Genomic DNA, 26750 nt, shown 5'->3' with positions numbered 1-26750 from the left:
GGTTATTTCCCACACGGCCCGCTCTCCCCCTATGATCGCGGACAAATTCAGGCGCTCGCCCTCAAGGTGATCTGTCCTCGTCCATCAGACAAACAAGACCATGCAACAGCCAACCGAGATTGATCTCGACAGCGAAACGCCCGCCATGAAGCGCGCGGCGAAACGCAGCACGCTCGTCAGCGTGGGTGTCAATTTGGCCCTAACGGCTGCGCAGCTGGTTGCCGGCGTTCTTGCCCATTCACAAGCGTTGATCGCCGACGCGATCCACTCGCTTTCCGACCTGGTTTCGGATTTCGTCGTTCTCTTTGCTGGACACCATAGCCAGAAGGAACCGGATGCGGAACATCACTATGGTCACCTTCGATTCGAGACAGCAGCATCCCTGGTATTGGGCTTGCTGCTACTCACCGTAGGCGTCGGAATGCTCTGGGGTGCGGTGACCAAGCTGGAGCATCCGGAGTCGATCTCACATGTGAAATTGGTCGGCTTGTGGGTCGCACTGGGCGCACTGGTGAGCAAAGAACTGTTGTTCCGGTGCATGCTGGCCGTTGCGGAGCGCGTACGCTCCAGCATGCTGATAGCGAACGCATGGCACGCCCGCTCCGACGCAGCCTCCTCATTGGTGGTTGCACTCGGCATCGTCGGCAATTTGCTTGGATTCCACCTGCTCGATCCAGTGGCCGCATTCGTTGTCGGGTTAATGGTGGCGAGAATGGGCTGGCAGTTTGGCTCGAATGCCCTGTACGACCTCATGGACAGAGCCGTCGATCAAGAGACAGCCAGCGAAATTCGGGAAGTGATACTCGGCACGCCAGGCGTGCTTGGCGTTCATGACGTGCGGACACGCAAAATGGGCGACATGATCCTGGTTGACGCGCACTTGGAGATCGAAAGCACCGCAACCGTGAAGGTCGGTCACGACATCGCGCTCGAAGCGAGGCGACGCGTTATGCAAAGACGTGATGTTCTCAATGTCATGACCCACGTCGATCCCGTAAACGGGCTCCCAGCCGGTACAAGCTAGCCTTTGAGTCGCGGTAAGAACACGTTGAATGTTGAGCCTTTGCCTTCTTCGCTGGTCACGGTGATCGTCCCTCGGTGCAATTCCACGACCAGCTTCACCAAATAAAGCCCGACACCTGCCCCGACCGTCCCCGCAACGTTGCCACCACGCACATAGCGCTCGAACAAACGCTCGATATCGCGCTCGGGTATGCCCAGGCCCAGGTCTTCCACAGTTACCGACACACCGTCGGCATCGCTGCGCATACGCACGCTGACCGGTGCGCCTGGCGGCGAGTATTTAACGGCGTTGCCGACAAGATTGCTGAAGGCCTGGAACAGAAGCCGGGCATCGCCGAAGAATGTGTTCGGCTCATCAGTCTCTACGCACAGCTCGATCCGTGCGCTCGGCGTGCCTTCCAAGTGCATTTCGCAAACCTCGGTCAGAAGCGCTGCAAGCGGGAAATCGGTGCGCCGCATCGCTGCGGGCGTCGTGGAATCCAGCCACTGCGAAGAGTCGAGCAGGTGATCCATCAGGTGCGTCATGCGCTGCACGGCAGCCCGGATTTTCTCGCAGCGCTCTTCCAGCACCTCAGGCGGCAACGCGTCACGCATGCGGATCAGGCGCTGAGCCTGGCCGTCAATCACGCCCAGCGGCGTGCGGAATTCATGCGATGCCATTGAGACGAAATTGCGTTGCAACTCGGCCATGCGGCGCTCTTTGTCGAGCGTCTCCTGCAATACGGCGGCTTGGGCGATCAATGCATCCTTGCTGCGACCCAATTCGATTGTGTTTTCGCGAAAACGCGCCACGGCTTGCGCGATGTCACCAATCTCGTCGTGGCGGTCCACGCCTGGGATGTCGATCTGGGTATCGTTGTTGGCAACGCGGTGCATGCGATCCACCAGCGCGGCAATCGGGCGCGACACGGCGTAGACAAGATAAATCACGGCCAACACGACCAGACACGCCGCCACAACGATCGCCCCAACTATGAGTTGCCGCGCATTGTGATAGGCCTGCGCCTCTCGCTCGGTTTCTGCCGTTGCGCCAGCGACACTGCGTTCGGTCATCACACCCAACGTGTCATTCGCCAAATCGAATGCGTGTTTGGAATCCGTGTGATAGAGCCGCGTAGCACCCGCTACGTCGCCTGCCTTGGCAGAAATCATCAGCCGTCGCGCCAGCTCGCGATACGTGTTCCATTGGGTGACAAACTGGCTGTAAAGCTCGCGCTCGGGGCTGTCGTGCTCGATCTTGTCGTAGCGGGCCTGGGACGTGGCAATCGCTTTGTCGAGCATGGCGACCTGTTCGTCTGCGGCTCGCAGATCGGCACGTGATGAGGCGATCAGAAAATCGCCTTCGGCCGCGCGATAATCCGAGATGTAGTTATTGAGGTCGCCCAGAATCCGGCTGTTTTGAAGCCAGCGCCCGCTGATCTGTGCAGATACGCTGTGGAAACTGGCCAATTGGTCGATACTGAAAGCGCCGACGCCGACCACCAGCAGCAAAAAGATCACGAACACCAGCGTCAACCGGACGCGGATGGGACGCAGAATCGAAGGAGATTCGATTCCAAAGCGCCGCCCGTCTGGCGCGGCTGGGGCCCTGTTTGGCGATTGCATAGGTAATGTCCTGCGCAGTTTCCCTGACAACGTCGTGAGCGGAGCATCAGTCACCATACCACCAGGCGGAATCCCCATGAAGCCAGCCAGCCCGAAGATCCTCTGCATTGAAGACGACGTTGAAACCGGCGAGCTGATCACCGAAGAACTGGCCGAACACGGTTACACCGTGATCACGGCGCATGATGGTGAGTCCGGGCTGGCGATGATCCTGCGCGAAGCCCCGGACCTGGTGCTGTGCGACGTAGGCATGCCGGGCATGACCGGATTCGAGTTGCTGGAGCAGTTGCGCACGCTCGCACCACGTTATGCCGAAATTCCGTTCGTCTTTTTGACGGCGATGGCCCAACGCGACTCCGAACTCCGTGGGCGTCGCCTGGGTGCCGATGACTATGTGACAAAACCAGTCGACTTCGAAATCCTGATTAGCATTGTGCAAACCCGGCTCGCCAAGCGACCTCGAGCACATGCGGCGCATGCGCCTGTGCAGCTGAGCGAGCGCGAGGCCGAAGTGCTGGCGTGGTCTGCGCGTGGCAAGACGTCGGGTGAGATCGCCACGATTCTTGGGCTATCCAAGCGCACGATTGATTTCCATATGGACAATGCGCGCGAAAAGCTGGGGGTCGCCACCCGCATTGAAGCCGTGGTCAGGGCTTCCAGCGCGGGGATCATCAAACCGTAGGGGCCGCCGCGCGGAGCGGCGGCCATCGCTCAAACCGGTGCTTCCTCAAGGGGCGGGCCGTCAGTGGGTGGCTCCTTGCCGAGGAAGACCATCCGCAGGGCCGGCACGATCACCAGCAGCATCAACGGGCCCACCAGCATGCCGCCTACCACCACGGTGGCCAGAGGCCGCTGCACCTGGCTGCCGATGCCAGTGGAAATAGCGGCTGGGAACAAACCGATACACGCCGACAGCGCGGTCATCAGCATCGGCCGCATGCGCTGTTGCGCCGCATGGAACATCGCTTCAGTTGGCTGGAGGCCGCGCTCCCGGCGCAAGTCGTTGTAGTAGGTGATCATCAGAATGCCGTCCATCACGGACACCCCAAACAACGAGACAAAGCCGATTGCCGCCGAGACGCTGAAGTCCAACCCCGTCAGGAACAGGGCCGCGACCCCACCGGTAATCGCAAACGGAATACCGGCCAGCGCCATCAGGCTATCGCGCAGCGAATTGAACAACCCATAGAGCAGCACCAGAATCAACAGAATGCTGATCGGCACCATGACCGCGAGCCGCTGTTTGGCCTGCTCCAGTTCTTCAAATTCACCTGCCCACTCAATGCGATAGCCCTGTGGCAGCTTAACGTGCTCGGCGATGCGTTGCTGCGCTTCTTCCACCGTGCCGCCCAGGTCGCGCCCACGCACACTGAACTTGACCGGTATATAGCGGGCGTTCTTCTCGTGATAGATGTACGACGCCCCCGTATCCAGCGTGATGTCGGCCAGCGCCGAGAGCGGAATGTAGGCGTTGCCGCCGTTCGCGTTCGAGTAGGCGACGCGGATGTTGCGCACCGCATCGATCGTGGCGCGGTACTCCGGGGCCAGCCGCACCGTCAGTGCGAACTGCCGATCGCCTTCCAGGATGGTGGTGGCCTGGGAACCCGACAGCGCCGCTTGGACCACGGTGTTCACATCCCCCGTGTTCAGTCCATAGCGCGCGGCCGCCTCACGGTTGATGCGCACGTTCAGGTTCGGTTGACCCAGCACACGGAAGATGCCCAGGTCGGTGATGCCTTTGACGCGGCTCATCTCGCTTTGCACCTGATCGGCCAGCCGCTCCAGCACCTGCAGGTCCGGGCCGATGATCTTGACCGAATTCGCCCCCTTCACGCCAGACAATCCCTCTTCCACGTTGTCCTGGATGTACTGCGAGAAATTCAGGCCGACCCCGGTGAACTCACTGGTGAACTCTTTCTGGATCTGCGCGATCAGCTTCTCCTTGGTCATCCCCGCCGACCATTGGTCGAAAGGTTTAAGCGGCACGAAGAACTCGGCGTTGTAGAAGCCCGCGGCATCACTACCGTCGTCGGGGCGACCATGGGCCGACACCACCGTGCGCACCTCGGGGTGTTTGAGGAGGATTTGACGCATGCGCGAGACCGGTACCACGCCCGATTCCAGCGATGCCGTTTGCGGCATCGTGAGCCGAATCCAAAGGTTGCCTTCTTCAAGCGCGGGCAGGAACTCCGTGCCCAGCAGCGGCATGAGCGCCGCGGTTGCCGCCAGCACGACCGCACCGATCGTCACGGCAATGCGCCGGTTGGATAGGGACCACTTCAGCGCAGGCTGGTAGAGCCTGTGCAGTGCGCGCACGAGCCAGGTTTCCTTCTCTTCAATCTTCTTGGGAAGCAGATACGAGCACAACGCCGGCGTGACCGTGAAGGTGGCGATCAGTGCGCCTGCCAACGCGTAGCCATAGGTGCGCGCCATCGGGCCGAAGATCTGGCCCTCCACCCCCTGCATGGTGAACAGCGGAACGAACGCCGCGACAGTGATCAAGGCGGAGAAGAACACAGCGCGATCCACCTGCAGTGCGCTTACGAAAATCATGCGCAAGCGCTCCGGCACACGTAAGCCGAGCACCTTCGCGTCACGACTCATCAGCAGGCGCGTCTGCTCCGCCGCCGGCATCTGGAAGTTGCGGAAGATGTTTTCGACCAGGATGACCGATGAGTCCACGATGATCCCAAAGTCCACCGCCCCCACTGAGAGCAGGTTCGCGGATTCGCCGGTCAACAAGAGGATCAGGATGCTGAAGAACAGCGCAAACGGAATGTTGGCGCTGACAATGATGGCGCTGCGCAAATCACCCAGGAAGATCCACTGGATGAAGAACACCAGCAGGCAGCCAAACAGCAGCGCATGCATGACCGTGTGCGTGGTGACGGAGACGAGCTCCGAGCGGTCGTAGTAACGCTCGACCTTCACGCCTGCCGGCAGCGTGCCATCGGTGTTGATCTTGTCCAGCTCTGCCTTGACGCGCGCCACCACGTCGTTGGTCTGCATGGTGCGGTTCATCACCACGATGGCGGTGACGACGTCGCTTTCATTGTCACGGCCGGCAATGCCTAGACGGGGCGCGAAACCGATCTTCGTCTTCGCCACATCCTTGACCTGTACGGGCACTCCATTGGTCTGCGTAAGAACGATCTTGTCGATGTCCTTCACGTCTTGGATCAGACCCACGCCGCGGATGTTGACCGACTGCTGCCCAAAGTTGATCGTGCGCCCGCCGACGTTGATGTTGGCATTGCCGAGCGCTGTCATCATCTGTGGCAGGGTGACGCCATAGGCTTCCAGCTTCTTAGGGTCGACTTCGACGTCGTACTCCTTGGTCGTGCCTCCCCAGCTGACGACCTGGGCCACGCCCGGTACCGTCTTCAGGCGGCGCTGCAACACCCAATCCTGCAAGGTGCGCAGGTTGGTCAGCCCAAAGTGGGGCGGCCCCTTCAACTGATAGCGCACCACTTCCCCGACCAGACTCGACGCCTGAATCTGCGCCTGCACGTTGTTGGGCAGGCTGACGTTCTGCTGGAGGGCAAGTGCCGCCTGCGTGTAAGCAAAGTAGTAGTCGATCCCGTATTTGAAGGTCACGCGCACGAACGACAGACCGTAGAACGACGTGGAGCGGATGTTCTCTACGCCGGGCGTTGCCGCCAGGCCGATCTCCATCGGCACGGTGTAGTACCGCTCCATTTCCTCGGCCGACAGGCCGGGCGTTTGTGCCGTGATTTCGAGAATGACGGGTGCGGGGTTGGGGTACGCCTCGATATTGAGCTTGGAATACGCAAACAGCCCTGCCCCTACGAACGCCAGCAGGAACAACAGGATCAGTGGCCGTCGCAGCAGCGACAGCTTGAGAATCGCTTTGAGCACGGTGAAATCCCCTCAGTCGGCGCCGTTGAAATTGCCGGCAGCCGCCGTGCTCAGGTACAGCGCGCCTTCGTTTGCGGCCAGCTCGCCTGCATTCAGGCCTTCGAGCACCTGCACAAAGCCATCCTGTTCCAGGCCGAGCTTGATCACGCGCCGCGCAAAGCGCTTGCGGTCGGTCGTGACCCACGCGGTCATGGTGCCGTCGCCTTCACGCACCACGCCGTCCATCGCCAACGCTGGTGATTGGATGGGCGCGCCGGTGGTGATGTCGAATGACGTGAACATGCCGGGGCGCAGTTCGTGCTTCGGATCGTCGATTTCCGAACGCACCAGGATGCGGTGCGTGTTGGCGTCGACCGACGCGCCCACAGTGGTGATCTTGCCGTTGAAGACCCGGCCCGGAAATGCCATGACGTGAATCTTGACCGGCTGGCCAACGTGCAGCAGCGGCGCGTCGGCTTCCGGCACGAATGCCTGCATCCACATGGTGGACACGTCAGCCACCGTGAATGGCGCCGTGCCGTTGCCCGGCTGCAAGAGCAAGCCCGGCTGTGCGCTGCGCGCAGTCACCTGGCCCGAGATCGGGCTCACCACCGTCAGCAGCGAATCGGTCTTGCGCGTCTGCACGATCTGGTCCATCTGTGCGGGCGTCTTGCCGAACACGGTCAGGGCTTCACGCGCAGCTTTGTAGGCGGCCTCCGCAGCCTGTTGGTCGGAGATAGCCTGGTCCAGGTCCTTCTGCGCCAGGCCCTGGATCTCATACAACTGGCGCGCACGGGCGAGTGCATCGGTCGTCAGCTTGCGCGTACCGGCAGTGGAAATCAGAGTGGATTCCGCTTGCACCAGGTCGGGGCTGTCGATATCGAACAGCGGCTTGCCCTTGGCCACCGTATCGCCCACCTTGGCGTAGGTATTACGAATTTTGCCCTGGTACGACGTGAACACCTGTACGGCACGGTCCTGGTTGAAATCGATGTTGCCGACGGCTTCACGGCGGTTGGCAAAGTCGTGCAGTTCAACCGGCGCGACCTTGATGTACTGGAGCTGACTCTGGCTCAACGTGACGGCTTGGCCATCGCGCGACGGGGTGGCCGGCAGAGCCAGGGGCGCCACCCCATATGACGATGGTGACGACGGAGCGGGCGAGGCTTCGGACCGTTTCTGGCCTCCCAAGCCCCACATCAGGCAGCCAACGACCAGCGCGGCAACAGCGCCACCGATGGCGGCAGATTTGTAATCGACCTGCACGGCAATACCCCAGACGATAGAAATTGGCCCGCATGATGCGGGCCACCTGCAGATCGGTCTACTGTGATGAATCACAGTTCGCAACAATTCGCCGCTCCCCTAGAATCGCCGCCATTCGTCCAGACTGGGTGCCTGCATGCCCTCCAAAACTGCCTTTGGCGCGTCACCTTCTACCTCTGCCTCGCTGCGCCTGACCGCACTGGCGGTTGCCTGCCTGCTGGTCACCGCCTGCGCGGTCGGGCCCGATTTCAAGGTGCCGGACGCGCCCAAGGTGTCCGGCTATACGCCGCAGCCGTTGCCGGAGCAGACGTCTTCTGCCGCCACGCAGGGGGGTGAAGCCCAGCGCTTTGTCTCGGGCATGAAAGTGTCCGACCAGTGGTGGAAGACGTTTCAGTCGGACAAACTGAACAAGACCATTGAAAATGCCTTCGCCGCCAGCCCAACGTTGAGTGCAGCGCAAGCGGCGCTGCGCATAGCGCAACAGCAGACGAGTGCGCAGCAGGGCGCGTTCTTCCCGTTGGTGCAGGGCGCGTACCAAGGTGCCCGCAAGCGCGATGCGGTCGGCACGATCGCCCCCTCGCTCACCTCGAATGCTGAGATTTATAGCCTGCACACGGCGCAGGTCACGGTCAGCTACGCACCTGACGTGTTCGGCTTGAACCGGCGTCAGGTTGAGTCGCTCAAGGCCGCAGAGGATGCGCAATACTTCCAGTTGGAGGCCGCCTATCTAACGCTGGCCACCAACATCGTGGCGGCAGCGGTGCAAGAGGCATCGCTGCGGGCGCAGATCGATGCGCAAAAGCGCATCGTGGCCATCAACACACAATTGGTCGGCAACCTGCGCAAGCAGTTCACGCTGGGTGCCGTCACCGGCCTCGATGTGGCCGCCGCACAATCAGCGCTGGCGCAGGCCGAGCAGGCGCTGCCGAACTTGCAAAAGCAACTGGCCGTGCAGCGCGACTTGCTGGCCGCGCTGGCCGGCAAGCTGCCGGGCGACGGCATCGCGGACACTTTCACATTTGCAGATTTCACGCTGCCGCAAGCGTTGCCCTTGTCGCTACCGTCTGATCTGGTGCGGCAGCGCCCCGATGTTCGCGCTGCGGAAGAACAACTGCACGCCGCCACTGCGCAGGTAGGCGTGGCCATTGCGAACATGCTGCCCCAGCTCACCCTGTCTGCAACCCGGGGCGGAACAGCCTCTCAATTCAGCCAAATGTTCCAGCAGGGCAATGTGTTCTGGAGCCTGGTTGGCGGCGTCGCGCAGACCTTCTTCGACGGTGGCACGCTGCTGGCCAAGAAACGCGCCGCCGATGCGGGCGTCGACCAGGCCGAGGCCCAGTATCGTGGCACGGTCATCTCCGCCTTCCAGAACGTCGCCGATACCCTCCATGCGCTGGATGCTGATGCCGACGTGCTCAAGGCCGCGCTAAAGGCCGAGCAGGCCGCCCGCACCACGCTGGACATCACTGACAAGCAGCGCGCCATCGGTCAGGTCAACATCCTCGCCGTGCTAAGCGCCGAACAGGCCTACCAGACGGCCCTGCAAGCCACGATAGCGGCACGCGCCAACCGATTTTCCGATACTGCCGCGCTATTTCAGGCGCTCGGGGGCGGGTGGTGGAACCGGCCCCACGCTGATATCGCACAGGGCGGAAGTCAATGAGGCGCGAGGCTTCGCGCGCAGGGCTAGTGCCCCGAACTAACGGTCAACTCTGTGGAATTTCGCAAATGTGCGCCTTCAACGAGTCAATGCAACTTATTGATGCCAACGTTCCGATGGCGTATCGACGTTTAGAGTCTTGCGCGGACGCTAATTGAGTCGTCTGACACCAGCATTGAGCTCAGCCTGCGCGTCAGGCCCTTCTTGAAAATGTGAGCAGTCCCTAGCGGGTGTGCGCAGCGGTAGTTGTCTTGCAACTGGCCTGCCTTGCCGCCAGGTCCGCTTCGGTGAATAGCCCTTGCGAGACCAGCGTTGCGTGTTCGCTGCCCGACAGCATCGCGCACGTGGCCACCGTTGCCAGCAGCATCTGGGTTTTGGGCTGCGCCGGCGTTTTCATCAGTCCGAAGTTGGACTCGGCAGCGTTTTTGCCGGGTTCGTCATACAACTCGTAGAACTCGGCGCCCTCGATATTGGCCTCGTTCTGGCTCAGCAGATAGGCGATGTGCGCCTTCAGACCGAACAGGGCCTTCGCGTCGTCATACGGTTGACCCCGCAGCGGGGCGTAGATTTCAGCGGCGTTCAACTCGTTGATGATGACGGGCTTACCGATCTTTTTCATCTCGGCAAAGACGTCGATCGTTCCCCCTGGAACACTGACCCGGTAGGGGCTGGTGCCGCCACCGTAGTAATAGTGGTACGCCAGTTTGTCGACCCGCGCGCCTTGCGCTTCCAGGAACGGAATCAGGCCGAAGTCTGCGTAGACCGTGTCGACCACTGTGCGTAGCGGCCTGCCGGTGCGGGTGCCAACATCATGCACGGCGCGCGACATGCCGCGCAGCACCGTTGCCCATTGATGCGCGAGCGACGTGGCGTAATCGCTGACGGTGGCGCCCGTCCCGCTCTTGAAGCCCTGTCGCAAGCTCAACTCGTTCTGCAGTTCCCAGTCGCGGATGTCGGCGGCGAACCGAAGGACGATCGGCGCAACGCGATCGTAGCCCTGCGCTTCGAGCCCGGCGTCTGAGTCGGGATACCGGCCGTTGTCGGTCGCATCGCCCCAAGTGAAGGGCACGTACAGGATCGGGTGCAGCGTGATGTGGTGCGCATGGGACAGCGGCACCAGCGCCTGCAGCAATTGCGTGGCGGCCGAGCCATCCCCCGTGAGCGGCACGTCGAAACGATAGCTCTTCAAGCCGCGCTGCTCCAGCGTAGCGAACTGTGTGGCGTAGTCGCTCCAGAGTGCCTGGGTCGGGCCTGGATGCCCACAGACGCCCCAGGTGAAGGTCTGGGCGGCCGCAGCGCTCGTCAGCCACGTTGCGGCCAGGACAAGAAGGACAGTACGGATGCGCCGAGTTTTCATGGTGGGGGCGGACAAGTGAACGGTGGTTGTTCTTGGGCCTCGGTGTTGCCACCGCAATGGTATCCGTATGGCGGAGGGGCATGCCTGCCAGGATACGACTCATGCCGTTCCTCGAACCTTTTTCAGAGATTCGTTTTCGTGCGGGCAACTCGTCGATCTGACTGAGCCCGAAGCGGTAGCCTGCACAGTGACGTCATGGGTTGGCTCGCGGCCAAGATCGACCTCTTCGATGCAGTTCGGATACCCCCGATGCCGGTCACGCCGTGCCCCTGCCACGAGCAGCCTCATTGAACGCATAGGGCGACGCAAATTGAAGAGATGTAAATCCGCGGCAAGGGAACGTGTATGCGGAGCGAATACAGTGGGCGTTGCGGAGCTCCTTAGGCCATTTTTTCTTGTGGCGCGTAGATGCCAACTCTAGACTCCGGCTAACTGGCCCGGCCAAGTGGCCGTTGATTCGCCTGAACGGCAGAGGCCGGATTCGGTCACCGTCCTCTGCCTGGTGAAACAGGGGTGTCGGGATTGGTTGAGCGGACTGGCGTCAACAGTCTCCAAACCCCCGCGGTTGGTACAGACATTTTTGTACAGGTACGGACGCTTTTGTGTCCCGTCAGTTCGCGGATCGCCCTAATCCGGCACCACTGCCGTCACCTCAATTTCCACCTTGGCCCGGTCCTCCACGAGGGCTGCCACCTCCACTGCCGTCATGGCAATGCTGAAGCTGCCGATCAGCTCGCGGAACGCCTTGCCGATCTCAGGGTAGGCCGCCACGTAAGCCTTCTTGTCGGTCACGTACCACGTCATGCGCACGATGTGCTCGGGCTTGGCGTCGCCGGCGGCCAACACGTCGACGATGTTCTGCAGCGCCTGCCGGACCTGACCGGCCAGGTCATCCGTATGGAACACGCCCTGCGCATCCCAGCCGATCATGCCGGCCACGAACACCATGCGCCCACGCGCGGATACACCGTTGGCATAGCCCTTGGGGCGCGGCCAGTTAGGCGGGAGGAGTACTTCCATGATGCGATTCCTTCTACTTTTATCGGGACTGTTGAACGCTCGCCTCGATCGCCTGCCGCACATCGGGCGGCATCGGCATCGCGCGATGCGTATTGAGATCGGTAAATACCAGCACCTGCTGGGAGCGCACGCGCTGTTGGTCGCCGGCCCAGCAATCCAGGTCCAAGGTGAGCGACGCATTGCCGAGCCGCTCCAGCTTCAGCTTGAACTGCACGTCGTCGCCCATGCGGCTGATGGCGCTGAACTCGCAATGCAGCTTGACGATGGGCAGGCCGATGCGGCGCGGGCCCAGCATCTGCGCATACGAAACACCCAGGCCGTCGGTAAACCAGTCTTCGACCAGGCCATTGAACAGCACAAGGTATTGCGGAAAGTAGACGATGCCGGCCGGGTCGCAGTGTGCAAAGCGGATGCGCGCGGCGCGCTCGAAGTGGTAGCCGCTCATGATTTCTCGTGCTCACGCAGGCGATAGCGCAGCAGCTTGCCGACTTCACTGCGCGGCAGGCTCGCGCGAAATTCAATGGCGCGCGGATACTTGTACGGGGCCACGGTCTGCTTCACGAAATCCTGCAGCGTCTTGACCATCTCCGGGCCGGCGGTGTGGCCTGGATGCAATACAACGAACGCCTTGACGATCTGCCCGCGCTCTTCATCGGGCTCGCCAATCACGCCACACTCGGCCACGGCCGGATGCTGCATCAACGCGTCTTCCACCTCGGGCGCGGCGATGTTGTAGCCGGACGAGATGATCATGTCATCGGTGCGCGAGTGGTAGTGGAAGTAGCCTTCTTCATCCATCACGTAGGCGTCGCCCGTGAGGTTCCAGCCGTTGCGCACATACGCGCGCTGGCGGTCGTCGGCCAGGTATCGGCAGCCGGTCGGACCTTGCACAGCCAGGCGGCCCACCGTGCCCGGCGGCACGGGGTTGCCGGCGTCGTCCACAACCTGTGCGACATATCCGGGGACGGCCTTGCCGGTGGCGCCAGGGCGCACGTCGGCATCGGCGGCCGAGATGAAGATATGCAGCATCTCGGTCGCGCCAATGCCGTCGATCAACTCGATGCCGGTAGCGTTCTTCCACAGCGTGCGGGTGGCCACCGGCAGCGCTTCCCCCGCCGAGACGCAACGGCGTAGCGGGGTGGCACGCAACTCGTCTCCGCGCGCTGCGATGTTGCGGTACGTGGTGGGCGCGGTGAACAGCACCGTCGCGCCAAACGTGCGGATGCCATCGACCAGATCGTTGGGCGATGCCTTCTCCAGCAGCACCGTCGATGCACCCACGCTCATCGGAAACAGCAGCAGGCCGCCAAGCCCGAACGTAAACGCCATCGGCGGGCTGCCGATGAAGATGTCGTCCGCGCGCGGCTTGAGCACATGCGGCGGCCAACACGCGCAAATGGCGAGGATGTCGCGATGAAAATGCATCGTCGCTTTCGGCACGCCTGTCGTGCCCGACGTAAAGGCAAGCAGGCACGTGTCATCCGCTGCCGTATCGACGTTGGTGAAGGTGGCCGGCTGGCGTGCCATGGCGGCCTCCAGCCCTTCCGGCGTGTCATCGTGAAAACACAGCATCTGCACCGGCTTGGCCGCTTGCGCCACGGCATCGCGCAACGCGTCGACGAGCCGCGCATCGCACAGCGCGAAACCGATCTCGCCCTTGCCCAGGATCTGACCCAGCTCTTTGGCGCGCAGCAGCGGCATGGTCGTCACCGCAATCGCGCCCACCTTCATCACCGCAAACCAGCAGGCGGCGAGCATCGGGCTGTTGGGCGAGCGCAGCAGCACGCGGTTGCCCGGCACCACGCCCATCTCGTTGACCAGCACATTGGCGATGCGGTTGGCGTGCTCCTGGAGATCGGCGTATGTCCAGCGGATGCCGGGCGCTTGGATGCAGAGGCGGCCGCCCTCGCCTGCTTCAACGCGGCGGTCGAGCAATTCGGTCGCGCAGTTCAGCTGCGGCGGAAACTGCAGCGCCGGCAGGTCGAAGCGATACACCGGTTGCAGCTCCGCCGGGGGCAGCCGGTCGCGGGCGAAGGTGTCGATATGGGCGCTGGGCATGGCGAGCTCTCCGTCTCTGGGCTGGGCAATGTCAGAGTCAGTGCGCTGACGGCGTGGCCGCGCGCAGCAGTTCGCGCGCGATGATGAGTTGCTGCACTTCCGTCGCGCCTTCATAGATCCGAAGCGAGCGGATCTCGCGGTACAGGCGCTCCACCGGCTGCTCGCTCACCACGCCCAGGCCGCCCCACATCTGCACGGCGGCGTCAATCACCTGCTGCGCGTTTTCGGTGGCGGTCAACTTGGCCATGGCAGCCTCGCGCGTCACGTTGCGGCCCTGGTCGCGCTGCCACGCGGCGCGGTACGTCAGCAGCGCCGCGCTGTCGATGGCGGTGGCCATTTGCGCGAGCTTGGCCTGCGTGAGCTGGAAATCGGCAAGTACGCCGCTGAACATCTTGCGGGTGGTGGCGCGCGCCAGCGCTTCGTCCAGCGCGCGGCGCGCAAAACCCAGCGCGGCTGCCGCCACCGACGTGCGGAACACATCCAGCGTGCGCATCGCCACTTTGAAACCCTCGCCTGCCGCGCCCACGCGCTGGCTGGCCGGGATGCGGCAGTTGGTAAAGCGCAGGCGCGCCAGCGGGTGCGGCGCAATCACGTTGATGCGCTCTGCTATCTCAAAGCCCGGCGTACCGGCCTCGACAATGAACGCGCTGATGCCGCGCGAGCCCGGCGCCTCGCCGGTGCGGGCAAACACGACGTAGAAGTCGGCGATGCCGCCGTTGGAAATCCATGTCTTCTCGCCGTCGAGCACGTAATCCGTGCCGTCTTCACGCGCGGCGCAGGCCATGGCGGCCACATCGGAGCCGGCCTCCGGTTCGGACAGGGCAAATGCAGCGATGGCCTCGCCGCGCGCGACCTTCGTCAGATAGCGTTCGCGCTGCTCGGGCGTGCCGTGCAACGAGATGGCGCCCGAGCCCAGCCCCTGCATCGCAAAAGCAAAGTCGGCCAGGCCGGAATGGCGTGCCAGCGTCTCGCGGATCAGGCAGATGGCGCGCGTGTCGATGGTCTCGGCCGCGCCGCCTTGCGCGGTGCCGCCCACCGCGTGACGCAGCCAGCCGGCTTGCCCGAGCGACTTGACCAGCGCGCGGCATTCGGCATCCACATCGGGGCCGTGGTCGTGGGCGATGTGCTTCGTGGCCCAGGCATCGAGTTCGGTTTCGAGCTGGCGGTGCTTGTCGTCAAAGAACGGCCACTGCAAATAGTCTTTGTCGCTCATCTCAGTTGCCCTCGAATACCGGTTTTTGCTTGGCGACGAACGCGTGATAGGCCCGAGAAAAATCTTCGGTCAGCATGCAGATGGCCTGCGCCTGCGCCTCAGCCTCAATGGCCTGCTCGATCGTCATCGTCCATTCCTGGTGCAGCATCGTCTTGGTGATGCCGTTGGCGAATGTCGGGCCGGCGGCCAGGTCGGCGGCCAGGGCATGCGCTTGGCTCAGCACCTCGCCCGGTTCGCACAGGCGGTTGAAAAAGCCCCAGCGCTCGCCCTCTTCACCGCTCATCGAGCGGCCGGTGTAGAGCAACTCGCTCGCGCGGCCCTGGCCGATGATGCGCGGCAGGATCGCGCAGGCGCCCATGTCGCAGCCGGCCAGGCCGACGCGGTTGAAAAGGAACGCCGTTTTGCTGCGCGCCGTGCCCAGGCGCAGGTCGGAAGACATCGCCAGGATGGCGCCCGCGCCCGCGCACACGCCGTCAACTGCAGCGACGATCGGCTGCGGGCACGCGCGCATCGTTTTCACCAGCTCGCCCGTCATGCGCGTGAACATCAACAGCTCGGGCGCCTTCAGTTGCACCAGCGGGCCGATGATCTCGTGCACATCACCGCCGGAGCAGAAGTTGTCGCCCGCGCCGGCCAGCACGATGGCCTTGACGTCATCCGCCCACTTGAGCTGATGGAACAGGTCGCGCAGCTCGGCATACGAATCGAACGTGAGCGGGTTCTTGCGCTCCGGCCGGTTGAGCGTGATGGTGGCAACACCGCCTTCCACGCTCCACAGGAAATGCTTGGCTTGATAACCCGCCAGCGGGCGGCGGTTGCCGGCCAGCAGGGCCGGGTCCACAGGGTGATTCGGGTCGGTCATGATTGGGTCGGGTTCGTTAGGGTTGATCTTCGCGGGCGTCCAGCTCTTGCTCACGCTGCGCGAGGTGGACGCGCAGGTGGCCGAGCTGCGCATACAGCGCGTCTTTGTTGGCGACGCCAAGGCCGTCGAACATCTCGATCAGCCAGCGCTCGTGCTCGGCGGCCATCTCGGCAAAGTGGCGGCGGCCGGTGTCCGTCAGCAGCACGCGAAAGGACCGGCGATCATCCGGATCCGCCTCGCGTCTGACAAGCCCTTCCTTCTCCAACTGGTCAGTCAGGCCGGTGACGCTGCCGCCTGTCACCATCAGGTAGCGCGACAGCACGTTCATGCGCAGCCCATCCGGATGCCGGTCGAGTTGCGCGAGATAGTCGAAGCGCGGCAGCGTGGTGTTGAAGCGCGTGCGCAGGCGCTGGCGGATCTGCTGTTCGATCTGCGTGCTGCAGGCCAGCAGGCGCAGCCAGATCTTGACGTCCATGTGGTCGTCCACATGCGCGCGCGCTTCCAGCCCGATATGTTCGTCGCCCAGCGCCTGCACGACGGCGTGATGGCCGGAGGCCCGCGTGGCGAGTGCGGTTTTGCGCCGGGTGCGTTCGGTGCTCACATCACCTCCCCGCCGGATACCGAGATGGCCTGACCGGTGATCGACGACGCGCCATCGGAGCACAGCCACACCACGGCGTTCGCCACTTCATCGGGCGTGATGAGCCGGCCTTGCGGGTTGCCCTTCACCAACTCGGCCCGCGCTTCTTCTGCGCTGCGCCCGGTGCGGGCAACGATGCGGTCGATGCTCTCGCGCACGATGTCCGTTTCCGTGTAGCCCGGGCACACCGCGTTGACGGTGACGCCGCGCGCGGCCAGTTCAAGCGCCAGCGAGCGCGTGAGCCCGATCACCCCATGCTTGGCCGCCACATACGCCGACACATACGCATAGCCGCGCTGCCCCGCCGTGCTGGCAATGTTGACGATGCGACCGCGGCCCGACGCCTGGACATCGGCCAACGCCGCCTGCGTGCACAGGAACGTGCCCGTCAGGTTGACGGCCAGCATGCGCTGCCATTGATCGAGCGTGGTCTTGGCAAACGGCGCACTCTCGGCCTGGCCCGCGTTGTTGACGAGGATGGAGATAGGGCCGAGCCCCGCGCGTGCGGATTCGAACGCCGCTGCCACACTCGCCTCGTCGGTCACGTCACACGTTACGACCTGCGCGCGGGCGCTGTCGGGCAACGTCTTGGCAGTGGCTCGCAGCACGTTGGCGTTGCGGCCCATCAGCGTGAGCGTGGCGCCATGCGCTGCGAGATGCGCGGCAATCGCGGCACCAATCCCACGCCCTGCACCGGTAACAACGGCGTGGTGCCCGCTGAGCATTGCAGGTGTCGCCATCTCAAACCCCCTGCATGCGGTTGGCCTGCTCCAGCGGCGACAACCCCGCCGCCTGCGCCGCCATCGCGCGCTCGCGCTCCAGGTTGCGCTCCAGTTGCAGCTTGCCCGCGCGGTATTGCTTGGGCCACGGCATGTCGAGATAACCGATGCGGGCGGCTTCGTTCAGCGTCCAGGCCGGATTGGCCAAGTGCGGGCGGGCCACGGCGCACAGGTCAGCACGGCCGGCGGCAATGATGCTGTTGACGTGGTCGGCCTCTGAGATGGCGCCCACAGCGATGGTGGCGATGCCCGCCTCGTTGCGCACGCGATCGGCAAACGGCGTCTGGAACATGCGGCCGTACACGGGCTGCTCCTTCTTGCTGACCTGGCCCGACGAGCAATCGATCATGTCCGCGCCTGCGGCCTTGAAGACGCGCGCGATTTCCACCGCATCGTCCGGCGTGATACCACCCTCCACCCAGTCGTGCGCGGAAATGCGCACCGACATCGGCTTGTTGCTCGGCCACACCTCACGCACCGCGAGGAAGACTTCGAGCGGAAAACGCAGCCGGTTTTCCAGCGAGCCGCCGTATTCGTCATTGCGCTGGTTCGTCAGCGGCGAGATGAACGACGACAGCAGATAGCCGTGCGCGCAGTGCAGTTCCAGCCAGTCGAAGCCGGCTTCCGCCGCGAGCCGCGCCGAATGGACGAAGTCGTCACGCACGCGGTCCATGTCGTCGCGCGTCATGGCGTGCGACCACTGGCTCACGCCATCCAGATACTGCTGGGGCGATGCGGAAATCAGCGGCCAGTTCTGCCCGCCTTCCAGTGGCAGATCAATGCCCTCCCACGCCACGCGCGTCGAGCCCTTGGCGCCGGCATGGCCGAGCTGGATGCCCAGCTTCGCATCGCTGTTGGCGTGCACGAACTGCACGATGCGCGCCCAGCCGTCGCGCTGATCGGTGTTCCACAAACCCGGGCAGCCCGGGGTGATGCGCGCATCGGGCGACACACAGGTCATCTCGGCAATCACCAGGCCGGCACCGCCCATGGCGCGCGCGCCCAGGTGCACAAGGTGGTAATCCGCCGGCTGGCCGTCTTCGCACGAGTACTGCGCCATCGGCGACACCACCACGCGGTTCTTGAGCGTGACGCCGCGCACCGTGAACGGCGTGAACATCGGCGGCACGGGGCCGTGCTGCGGGCCGCGCTGGGCGCCGGCCTGCTCGGCAATCCAGTCTTCAAACTGTTCGAGATAGCGCTTGTCGCGCTGGCGCAGGTTTTCGTGGCTGATGCGCTGGCTGCGCGTGAGCAGCGAATACGCAAACTGCTCGGTCGGCAGGTTGGCGTAACGAGCGACGTTTTCAAACCACTCCGTCGAATTGCGCGCCGCGTTCTGGATGCGCAGCACTTCCACGCTGCGCACGGCTTCATAGTGTTCGAGTGCTGCGCGCAAATCGCCGGGGTGCTGGCCGATGCTGCGTGCCAGTTCAATCGAATCTTCCAGCGCCAGCTTGGTGCCGGAGCCGATCGAGAAGTGCGCCGTGTGCGCGGCGTCGCCCATGAGCACCACCGGCGTGCCGTGCGTGTTGGTATGCACCCAATGCCGGCAGACCACGCGCGGAAACCGAATCCACTGCGCAGAGCCCCGCAGGTGCGTGGCATTGGAAATCAGCTTGTTGCCGTCGAGGTACTTGGCGAAGAGGCGCTCGCAATAGGCGATAGCGTCTTCCTTCTCCATGGTCTCCAGCCCGGCGGCGCGCCACACCTCTTCGGGCGCCTCGACAATGAAGGTGGAGGTTTCGTCATCAAAGCGGTACGCATGCGCCTGGAACCAGCCGTGCTCGGTCTCTTCAAACGCAAACGTGAACGCCTCGAACAGCTTGTGCGTGCCGAGCCAGACAAAGCGGCAGCGGCGCGTGTCGATATCCGGTTGATACGTGGCGGCGTACTTGGTGCGGATGCGGCTGTTCAAGCCGTCGCTGGCGATGATGAGGTCGGCATCGGCGTAGGCCCCGTCGTTTTCCAAATCCTGATCCTGCACGTCGGTTTCAAAGACGAGCTTGACGCCTTCTTCCTCACAGCGCGCCTGCAGGATGTTCAGCAGGCGCTTGCGCCCGATGCCGCAGAAGCCGTGGCCGCCCGAGCGCACGACCTGCCCTCGGATGTGGACTTCAATGTCGTCCCAGTGGTTGAAGGCGTCGAGGATCTGCGCGGCGCTCTTGGCGTCGGCGCGCTGCAGGTTGCCCAACGTCTGGTCGGAGAACACCACGCCCCAGCCGAACGTGTCATACGGGCGGTTGCGCTCGACCACGGTGATGTCGTGCGACGGGTCCTGCAGCTTCATCAGCAGGGCAAAGTACAGGCCGGCCGGCCCACCACCAATACAGACAATCTTCATGACAACGGCTCCGCGTTTGATGCGGTATTACCTTAGTCATGAATAGTTTAGTTGTAAAGTAATTTGCTCGGCCGGCGCCCCGGGGTTTACACCGAACCGGGCGGCGCCAGGCTCACACCCGCATGTGAGTCCCCACTCAGCCCAGGCGCTGCCGGAAGAACGCCAGGATCTCGTCGCGGGCCCCCAACGTCAGCTCGCCAGTCGCGTCGATCAGGTGGGCGGTCACCACGCTGTGCGGACAAGGCACGTGCTCGGCAAAGAACGATGGCGGATTCGGGTGCGCGGCGCTGTCGGGAAGCACACGCGGCACAAAGCGAGGGCCCAGCGCCTGGGCATACGCGGCAAAGCGCTCGGCGCGACAGAAGCGGTCGCCCTCAAACCGATAGGCCAGCACGGTCAGGTCTTCCTGCTCCAGCCGCTGGCGCACGGCGGCCGCTTCCTCCGGCGCAATCTCGATCCCGCCGGGCGCGTTCAGCGGTAAAGACGGCTGACACAGCACTGGCGCCAGCATGGCCGGCTCCAGCATCATCGTCAGCGCGAAATTGCCGGTGAAACACATGCCGATGGCACCCACCCCGGGGCCACCGCACTCCGCATGGGCCAGCCGCGCCAAGCTGCGCAGCCACTGCGTGACCGGGCTCGACTGGTTGGCCGCAAAGGCACGGAACTCCGCACTCACGCACGCATGGCGGAACACCTCCGCGCCGGCATCCGCCTCGGGCAACGCGCCGTCGCGCCCGAACAGCGACGGCATGTAGACCGTCAGCCCCGCATCGCGCACCCAGCGTGCGAACCGCGCCACGTGCGGGCTGATGCCCGGCATCTCGGCCATGACAATCACGCCCGGGCCCGCGCCGGCCACGTACACGGTTTTGGTAATGCCATCCAGCGTGATCTCGCGGCGCGTGAAGTCTTCCAGGCGGTCGTCCTGCTGCGTGTGCTCGCTTGTCATGCGGGGGCTCCCTATCTGGTGTGGCTCAGGCGACGAGATGCTGAAGATGCGCATAACCAGCCGCCCTGGCGAAATCGGGCAGCGTCCACAGCGCCCCGTTCACACCCCAGGTGCCGTCGGCCACGTCATGCAGCATCACGGAGGTCACCACGCGCCGCGCATCGGCCGCTGGAAGCGCCTGCGCAAACGCTTCGTGCACCTGCTGAACGAAGCGTGCACGCGCATCGGCATCCAGCACACCGGCCGGCACGTGGGCGATGGCCATGCACGGCACCACCTGCGTTGTCACGTCCGCCCCGCCGCACCACCAGGAGGCGGCCGGCACGTCTTCCACCGTCACCCAGGTGGTCGCGCGCCGGCGCGGATCATCGGGAATCTGCTCGGCTTGCGCAGCCGCTTCTGTGATGCGGCGTGCGAGCGTGGCGCGTGCGTCGCCGTCAAAGGTGTTGGCAGGAATCTTGACGAGGATGTTCGGCATGTAGGCACTCGGGAGGGTGGTTGACATGCCTGCATTGAACCCGCGCTGCCGCTAGACTGGCAGTGTCGATTTCGACATCTTTCGGGCAACTTTGGTCATGACGGATTTCACCATCCTCGTACTCTCCGGCGCGTACGCCACCAGCGTGGCGGCAACACTCGACATCCTGCAGGCCGCGTCGACACTCGCCCCGCGTGTGAAGGCCCCGCGTCCAACCTGGCGCGTCCTGTCAGCCGACGCGCCCAGCGTGCAGCTCAGCAACGGCATGCAGGTCAAGACTGCCGCCCTGCCAAAGCGGCCGCGCCCCGATGGCAGCACGTGGATCGTGCCGGGCGTAGGTCTCGATCATGCGGGCGTGATCGCCACGCGCCTGGCGCAGGACGATGCGCAGCGAGCAACGCGCGCCCTGGCCGCGCAGGCCGCAGCGGGCGGTCAGGTGGCCGCATCGTGCTCGGCGGTGTTTCTGCTGCAAGCGGCGGGGTTGCTGCCGGGGCGCTGCGTCACCACGTCATGGTGGCTGGCCCCGACGCTGCAGCAGTGGGAACCCGCATGCACGGTCGACGCAGACCGCATGGTGTGCGCCGACGGCCCGATCGCCACCGCCGGTGCCGCCTTTGCGCAGACCGACCTGATGCTGCACCTGCTGCGCACGCGCTTTGGCGTGGCGCTGGCCGATACCGTGGGGCGTGTGCTGCTCATCGATGGCCGTCACGCGCAGGCGCCGTTCGTGGTGCCCGCCATGCTCGCCAACGGCAACGCGCTGATTGCCCAGCTGGTGGCACGCATTGAGGCCGCCCTGCCCAACCCGCCGAGCGTGCAGGCCCTGGCTGACGCGCTGGCCATGTCGCAACGCACGCTGTCGCGGCACGTGCGGGAAGCCACCGGCAGAAGCACCCTGGCCCTGGTGCAGAGCGTGCGCCTGAACCGCGCCCGCATGCTGATCGAATCGAGCCGCATGACCATCGACCGCGTAGCCGAAGCCGTAGGCTACGAAGACGCCACCGCGCTGCGGCGCCTGATGCGCAAGGTATCGGGCACCAACCCGAGCCAATACCGGCCGGCCGTCTAGGGACCGGGGTCCAGGGTTACAGGCCGTTACACAAGAAGCTGCAGCACTTTAATTTTCGTTTAAGACTTGACGCCTAACTTGGTCACGTCGGACCCACCCAGACAGGAACCCACACCATGTCACCGCAAGAACAGCAAGCGCTAGAGAACTTCCTGGGCCAACTGACGCAAGCCCGCGTCGGGGCCAAGGACCCGCAGGCCGAAGCCCGCATCCTCGACGCCGTGGCGCGCCAGCCGGACGCTGCCTATCTGCTCGTGCAGCGCGCCATGCTGCTCGACCAGGCGTTGGCATCGGCGCAGGCCCAGATCGCCACGCTGCAGAACCAGTTGCAGGCGGCGCAGGCCGGCCGCAGTACGTCGTTCATGGACTCGGCCAACAACTGGGGCAGCCACGCCGGCAGCCCGGCGCCCGCACCCGCATACGCCCCGCAGCAGGCCGCCCCCGCGCAGATGCCGCAGCAGGCCCAACAGGCCCAACCGGCCCCGGCGCAACCGGCGCGCTCGGGTTTCTTCAGCGGCGGCCTGGGCAGCACGCTGGGCAGCGTCGCGACCACGGCAGCTGGCGTGGCCGGTGGCGCGCTGCTGTTCCAGGGCATCGAGAACATGTTCCATCACAACAGCAGCGGTGGCGGTTTCTTCGGCCAGCAGCCGGTGATGGGCGGCACCACGGAAACCGTTATCAACAACTACTACGACAGCGACAGCAACGGCAACAGCGGCACGACCAACACGGCGTCGCGCGACGACAGCCTTGGGCTGATCGACGACAGCGACCTCGGCGGTAGTGACTATTCGGATGACGATTCGATGTTCAGCTAGTCGCGTGACGCCCGCCGCGCAGACTCCCGTCCATGGGCGCGCGGCGGAGCGATTTCTTGGATCGGAGTAGGGCATTTCCGGTTCGGAATGCCCATCCGTCGCTACTGCTGGCTATAGCCGCGCCGCTCGATGGCGGCGAGCACATCCCACGCTTGCGGATCGACGTCGCGGCCCCCTAGCGACATCGACACGTACACATCGATCGCATCGACAAAGCCCTTCACAAATGCAGGCGGAAAGCTGTAAGCCGAGAAGTGCTGAAGCTGCTCACGCAGCATGCCGGGCCGGCATTGACCATGGGAACGCATCGCGGTGCGCGTGCGTTTGAGGTAGGCCTGCCCGGCGAGCGCGCCGTTCAGGTAAATGCGGTTCTTGGTAAGCGCGCCTGCGGCCGATGACGTGACCTCGGCGCGAGGGGCGGAAGGCGGTGGAGAGGGGTATGAAGCGATTGGCATGGAGCCTCCTTGGGTAGTTGGAGACCCGCCGCTCATTTCCACGTGAGGGTGGCGGGCCCGACAGCGGAGGTGGAAAACTGACACCCAAGGAAGCCAGCCAGCCCGTAGGCTGCTCCGCCCGGCCCGCCATAAAACAGGCGTGCGTGAGCGTCTCGGACAACATGCTGTCCGCCTTGGGTCAATGTCGGGTTTCCACGCCCGGCTGCCGTTGGTGCGGCAGCGGGAGGATTATAGCGATGGGGCCGGCGGCGCAGGTCTGAATTGCCGGGCGTCACTTCAAATGCTCCACGCCCCACTCCCAGACACCCAAGCTCGACCCTCAGACATTCAAGCGCCAACCCCGAAGCCCCACGCTCGACCCTCCAACACTCGATCCCGACCCTCTGAGCGTCGAGCATCACGGTCAGACACTCGCACGCCACAGTCTGAGCCTCGCACTCGACTCTTCGAGCTTCAAATTTCGACCTCGGCAAGCCGCGTTCCAGCCTCGAACAGTCGATCGCCACGGTCGGAGGCTCGTGCTCGACGGTTTGACCCTGACGCACGGCTCTCGGAGGTCGAAAATTTCGAGCCAAAACAGCGGCGTTCCACAGTTCGAGGGGCGTGCGCGAACCTCGCACGGCAGAACACGAGTCCTTGAGGCCCGAACGCGGCGCTACAGCCTCCACCCTCGGCTATGTGCTGGTGGTCACCCGCTCCCGCACCATCATCGATTGCAGAGCGTGCTGCAGCTGATCGAGCGTGTAAGGCTTGCGAAGCGCCGTCCACCTGAACGCAAAGCTATCGTGGTTGGGAATGGGATTGCCGGAGGCGAAGACGACCCGCAATTCCGGATGCAGCGCAAACGCATGCTGCGCGAGTTCAATGCCCGACATGTCCGGCATGATCACGTCCGTAAATAGAACGTCGAACGCTTCTGCCCGCAGGGCTTCGAGCGCCTGCGCACCGCTGGCGGCCTGCTGGGGCGTGATCCCGATGAGCATCAACAGCTCGCACACCGCGCCGCGCAATGACGCGTCGTCTTCGACCACGAGGATACGCAGGCGCGCCGGCTCCCACACTGCGCCCGTGTCGAGATCGGGAGGCGTGTCGCCTTCCTCCGATCCGGTCGATTGCACCGCGTCGCTTCCGAGCACCTGGCGAATCTTGAATGCCAGTTGCTGCCGGCTGTAGGGCTTGCTCAGCAATTCGACGCCCGGATCGAGCCGCCCGCCATGCACGATGGCGTTCTGCGTGTAGCCGGAGGTGTAGAGCACCTTCAGCGCGGGCAGTGTCTGAACCGCCCTGCGGACCATCTCCGTACTGCGTAGCGCACCGGGCATGACCACGTCCGTGAAGAGCAGATCGATATGCACGCCGCTCTCGACCACAGCCAGCGCCTGCTCTGCATTGTTGGCCTTGAGCACGGCATAACCGAGGCCGCTCAGCAGATCGACCACGGTCTCGCGGACCTTTGCGTCGTCTTCTACGACGAGGATCGTCTCGTTGCCGTGCTTGAGCCCGCTGGTTTTGGCGCGTGCGGGCTCGACCGCCGTGCCGGTGGATCGGGGCAGATAAACGCGCACCGTCGTGCCCTCGCCAACCTCGCTGTAGAGGCGGATATGGCCGCCGCTCTGTTTGACGAAGCCGTAGGCCATGCTGAGCCCGAGGCCCGTGCCCTCGCCTTCGCGCTTGGTGCTGAAGAAGGGGTCGAAGGCGCGCTCCATCACTTCGGGGCTCATGCCGGTGCCGGTGTCCGTCACGGCCAGCATGACGTACTGCCCCGCCGGCACATCGGGCAGCGCTATGACATAGTCGTCGTCGAGCGTGGCGTTGGAAAGTTCGAGCGTCAGCTTGCCGCCGTCGGGCATCGCATCGCGCGCGTTGATCGCCAGGTTCAGGATGACGTTCTCGAACTGATGCGGATCGACTGCGGTATTCCACAGTCCGCCCGCCACCACGGATTCGATCTCGATCGCCTCGCCCAGCGCACGCCGCAGCAGATCGTCCATGGCCCGCAGTTGCCGCGCGGGGTTGATCACGACAGGTGCAAGGGGCTGCTGGCGTCCGAAGGCGAGCAACTGGGCGGCAAGCTTGGCACCCCGGTCGACGGCGTCGATGGCGTTGCCCAGCCGCTCGGCGCTCCAGGCGTCCCGCCCATGGCGGCTTTCGAGCAGTTCGAGGTTGCCGCGCAGCACCTGCAGCACGTTGTTGAAATCGTGCGCAACGCCGCCCGTGAGCTTGCCCAGGGCCTCCATCTTCTGGGCCTGGAATAGCGCTCTTTGCGTTTGCTCCAGTTGCTCGCTGGCGCGCCGTCGTTCCGTGATGTCTCGCGTGACCTTTGCGAAGCCGACCAGTTCGCCCTCTTCGTAGATGGCATCGATGATGACGTGCGCGAAGAAGCGGCTGCCGTCGCTGCGCACACGCCAGCCTTCGGCCTCAAAGCGCCCGACGCGCCGCGCAGTTTCCAGGCCGCGGAACGGCACGCCGGCCGCCACATCCTCGGGCGTATAGAAACGCGAAAAATGCGAACCGATGATCTCGTTTTCGGCATAGCCCTTGATGCGCCGCGCGCCGGCATTCCAGCTCGTGATGTGCCCGTCGGTCGACAGCATGAAGATGGCGTAGTCGGTCACCCCCTGCACGAGCAGGCGGAAGCTGCGCTCGCTTTTAAGCACGGCGTCGTGAGCGGCCTTCTTGTCGCTCATATCGCTGATCACGGTGCCGAAGCCGATCAACCCGTTGTTGCTGTCGCGCAGCGCCGTCATGGCGACGTTCGCCCAGAAGGGCGTGCCGTCCTTGCGGATGCGCCATCCTTCCTCGACGTGCCGCCCCGTTTCGGCGGCCGCATGCAACGCGGCCTCGGGCGCACCCGAGGCTCGGCTCTCCGGCGGATACAAAAGTGCGAGTGGCTGACCAATAATCTCGTCGGGCCGATAGCCCTGCATCCGTTCGCCGCCAGGGTTCCACGTGGCGACAACGCCGGGGCGCGTGAGAGCGAAGACGGAGAAATCCGCGGTGGAGTCGGCCCACAAACGCAGCCACGCAAAGCCGGACTCAGAAGACAAGGGATCGTGATTCATTGGATTGGCAGATCAACAAGCGCCACTGCAGGTGTATCGGGAGCGCATCGCAATTAGTGGACCGCGCCCACATCTTTACCGAAACCGGCACGACGTGCGACTGAAACGCCACTTCGCCGCCGCGATTGGGGTGGAAAGAGGAACGCAGTTTGCATAACTTGGAGCGAAAACCGCAGCATCGACCGTTCCCGCTGAAATGGACATCGGGATGACTGCGGCGCGGCGCACGAGGGG

The 26750-nt window shown here is 64.1% G+C and carries 21 protein-coding genes; 5 read left to right on the top strand and 16 right to left on the bottom strand.

The window, feature by feature from the left end; all coding sequences use genetic code 11:
• Window positions 1-100 precede the first annotated feature (100 nt).
• Window positions 101-1024: a cation diffusion facilitator family transporter gene (locus N5B55_RS17220; RefSeq protein ID WP_304540588.1), complete on the top strand. Its 924-nt coding sequence runs from the start codon at window positions 101-103 to the stop codon at window positions 1022-1024.
• Here N5B55_RS17220 and N5B55_RS17215 read toward each other — a convergent pair.
• Window positions 1021-2628, bottom strand: coding sequence for a sensor histidine kinase (locus tag N5B55_RS17215; protein WP_304541843.1), 1608 nt, complete (start codon window positions 2626-2628; stop codon window positions 1021-1023). The two genes, N5B55_RS17220 and N5B55_RS17215, sit on opposite strands and share 4 nt — an antisense overlap.
• Before the next feature lie 76 nt (window positions 2629-2704).
• On the opposite strand from N5B55_RS17215, the gene N5B55_RS17210 reads away from it, so the two are divergent.
• Window positions 2705-3310, top strand: coding sequence for a response regulator transcription factor (locus N5B55_RS17210; protein ID WP_304540586.1), 606 nt, complete (start codon window positions 2705-2707; stop codon window positions 3308-3310).
• Window positions 3311-3339: 29 nt separating this feature from the next.
• On the opposite strand, the gene N5B55_RS17205 is transcribed toward N5B55_RS17210, so the two are convergent.
• On the bottom strand, window positions 3340-6507 hold the full coding sequence (locus N5B55_RS17205) for an efflux RND transporter permease subunit (RefSeq protein WP_304540584.1): 3168 nt from the start codon (window positions 6505-6507) through the stop codon (window positions 3340-3342).
• A 12-nt stretch (window positions 6508-6519) separates the two neighbouring features.
• Window positions 6520-7752: an efflux RND transporter periplasmic adaptor subunit gene (locus N5B55_RS17200; RefSeq protein WP_304540582.1), complete on the bottom strand. Its 1233-nt coding sequence runs from the start codon at window positions 7750-7752 to the stop codon at window positions 6520-6522.
• A gap of 136 nt (window positions 7753-7888) precedes the next feature.
• On the opposite strand from N5B55_RS17200, the gene N5B55_RS17195 reads away from it, so the two are divergent.
• Window positions 7889-9415 carry an efflux transporter outer membrane subunit gene (locus N5B55_RS17195; RefSeq protein WP_154205490.1) on the top strand — a complete coding sequence of 509 codons (1527 nt, stop codon included), beginning with the start codon at window positions 7889-7891 and terminating at the stop codon, window positions 9413-9415.
• Window positions 9416-9635: 220 nt separating this feature from the next.
• Here the strand turns inward: N5B55_RS17195 and N5B55_RS17190 are convergent, their stop codons facing one another.
• From N5B55_RS17190 to N5B55_RS17140, 11 genes are all read right to left on the bottom strand, one after another.
• Window positions 9636-10769 carry a hypothetical protein gene (locus tag N5B55_RS17190; protein WP_304540577.1) on the bottom strand — a complete coding sequence of 378 codons (1134 nt, stop codon included), beginning with the start codon at window positions 10767-10769 and terminating at the stop codon, window positions 9636-9638.
• Window positions 10770-11396: 627 nt separating this feature from the next.
• Window positions 11397-11789, bottom strand: coding sequence for a RidA family protein (locus N5B55_RS17185; RefSeq protein WP_065859453.1), 393 nt, complete (start codon window positions 11787-11789; stop codon window positions 11397-11399).
• Window positions 11790-11808: 19 nt separating this feature from the next.
• Window positions 11809-12234, bottom strand: coding sequence for an acyl-CoA thioesterase (locus N5B55_RS17180; RefSeq protein WP_065859451.1), 426 nt, complete (start codon window positions 12232-12234; stop codon window positions 11809-11811).
• Window positions 12231-13847, bottom strand: a complete 1617-nt coding sequence (locus tag N5B55_RS17175; RefSeq protein WP_304540574.1) for an AMP-binding protein — start codon at window positions 13845-13847, stop codon at window positions 12231-12233. Before N5B55_RS17175 ends, N5B55_RS17180 begins: the two co-directional genes overlap by 4 nt.
• A gap of 37 nt (window positions 13848-13884) precedes the next feature.
• Entirely contained in the window at window positions 13885-15060 is a 1176-nt protein-coding gene (locus N5B55_RS17170) for an acyl-CoA dehydrogenase family protein (RefSeq protein WP_065859447.1), read from the bottom strand.
• 1 nt (window position 15061) lies between these two features.
• A complete protein-coding gene (locus N5B55_RS17165) occupies window positions 15062-15922 on the bottom strand; it encodes an enoyl-CoA hydratase family protein (protein WP_304540572.1) in 861 nt (286 codons plus the stop codon).
• A gap of 16 nt (window positions 15923-15938) precedes the next feature.
• Complete coding sequence (locus N5B55_RS17160; RefSeq protein ID WP_304540570.1) at window positions 15939-16523, bottom strand: MarR family winged helix-turn-helix transcriptional regulator; 585 nt, start codon at window positions 16521-16523, stop codon at window positions 15939-15941.
• The gene (locus tag N5B55_RS17155) at window positions 16520-17302 is read right to left on the bottom strand and encodes an SDR family NAD(P)-dependent oxidoreductase (RefSeq protein WP_304540568.1); all 783 of its coding nucleotides are present in this window, start codon (window positions 17300-17302) and stop codon (window positions 16520-16522) included. The genes N5B55_RS17160 and N5B55_RS17155 overlap by 4 nt, the downstream gene beginning before the upstream one ends.
• 1 nt (window position 17303) lies before the next feature.
• Window positions 17304-19682 (bottom strand): bifunctional salicylyl-CoA 5-hydroxylase/oxidoreductase, encoded by a 2379-nt coding sequence (locus N5B55_RS17150; RefSeq protein WP_304540565.1) that lies wholly within the window; start codon window positions 19680-19682, stop codon window positions 17304-17306.
• 136 nt (window positions 19683-19818) lie between these two features.
• Complete coding sequence (locus N5B55_RS17145; RefSeq protein ID WP_304540564.1) at window positions 19819-20634, bottom strand: dienelactone hydrolase family protein; 816 nt, start codon at window positions 20632-20634, stop codon at window positions 19819-19821.
• A 25-nt stretch (window positions 20635-20659) separates the two neighbouring features.
• Window positions 20660-21139 carry a tautomerase family protein gene (locus tag N5B55_RS17140; protein WP_304540562.1) on the bottom strand — a complete coding sequence of 160 codons (480 nt, stop codon included), beginning with the start codon at window positions 21137-21139 and terminating at the stop codon, window positions 20660-20662.
• Window positions 21140-21209: 70 nt separating this feature from the next.
• Here N5B55_RS17140 and N5B55_RS17135 point away from each other — a divergent pair, with 70 nt between their 5' ends.
• A complete protein-coding gene (locus tag N5B55_RS17135; RefSeq protein WP_304540560.1) occupies window positions 21210-22181 on the top strand; it encodes a GlxA family transcriptional regulator in 972 nt (323 codons plus the stop codon).
• 116 nt (window positions 22182-22297) lie between these two features.
• Entirely contained in the window at window positions 22298-22999 is a 702-nt protein-coding gene (locus N5B55_RS17130) for a DUF2076 domain-containing protein (protein ID WP_304540558.1), read from the top strand.
• A gap of 101 nt (window positions 23000-23100) precedes the next feature.
• Here the strand turns inward: N5B55_RS17130 and N5B55_RS17125 are convergent, their stop codons facing one another.
• Window positions 23101-23454, bottom strand: a complete 354-nt coding sequence (locus tag N5B55_RS17125; RefSeq protein ID WP_304540556.1) for a hypothetical protein — start codon at window positions 23452-23454, stop codon at window positions 23101-23103.
• A 674-nt stretch (window positions 23455-24128) separates the two neighbouring features.
• Window positions 24129-26516 carry a hybrid sensor histidine kinase/response regulator gene (locus tag N5B55_RS17120; RefSeq protein ID WP_304540554.1) on the bottom strand — a complete coding sequence of 796 codons (2388 nt, stop codon included), beginning with the start codon at window positions 26514-26516 and terminating at the stop codon, window positions 24129-24131.
• Window positions 26517-26750 lie beyond the last annotated feature (234 nt).

Source organism: Ralstonia pickettii (assembly GCF_030582395.1).
GTDB classification, from domain to species: domain Bacteria; phylum Pseudomonadota; class Gammaproteobacteria; order Burkholderiales; family Burkholderiaceae; genus Ralstonia; species Ralstonia pickettii_D.
The sequence above is the reverse complement of the archived record's forward strand: the minus strand, read 5'-3'. Positions and strand labels throughout refer to the sequence as shown.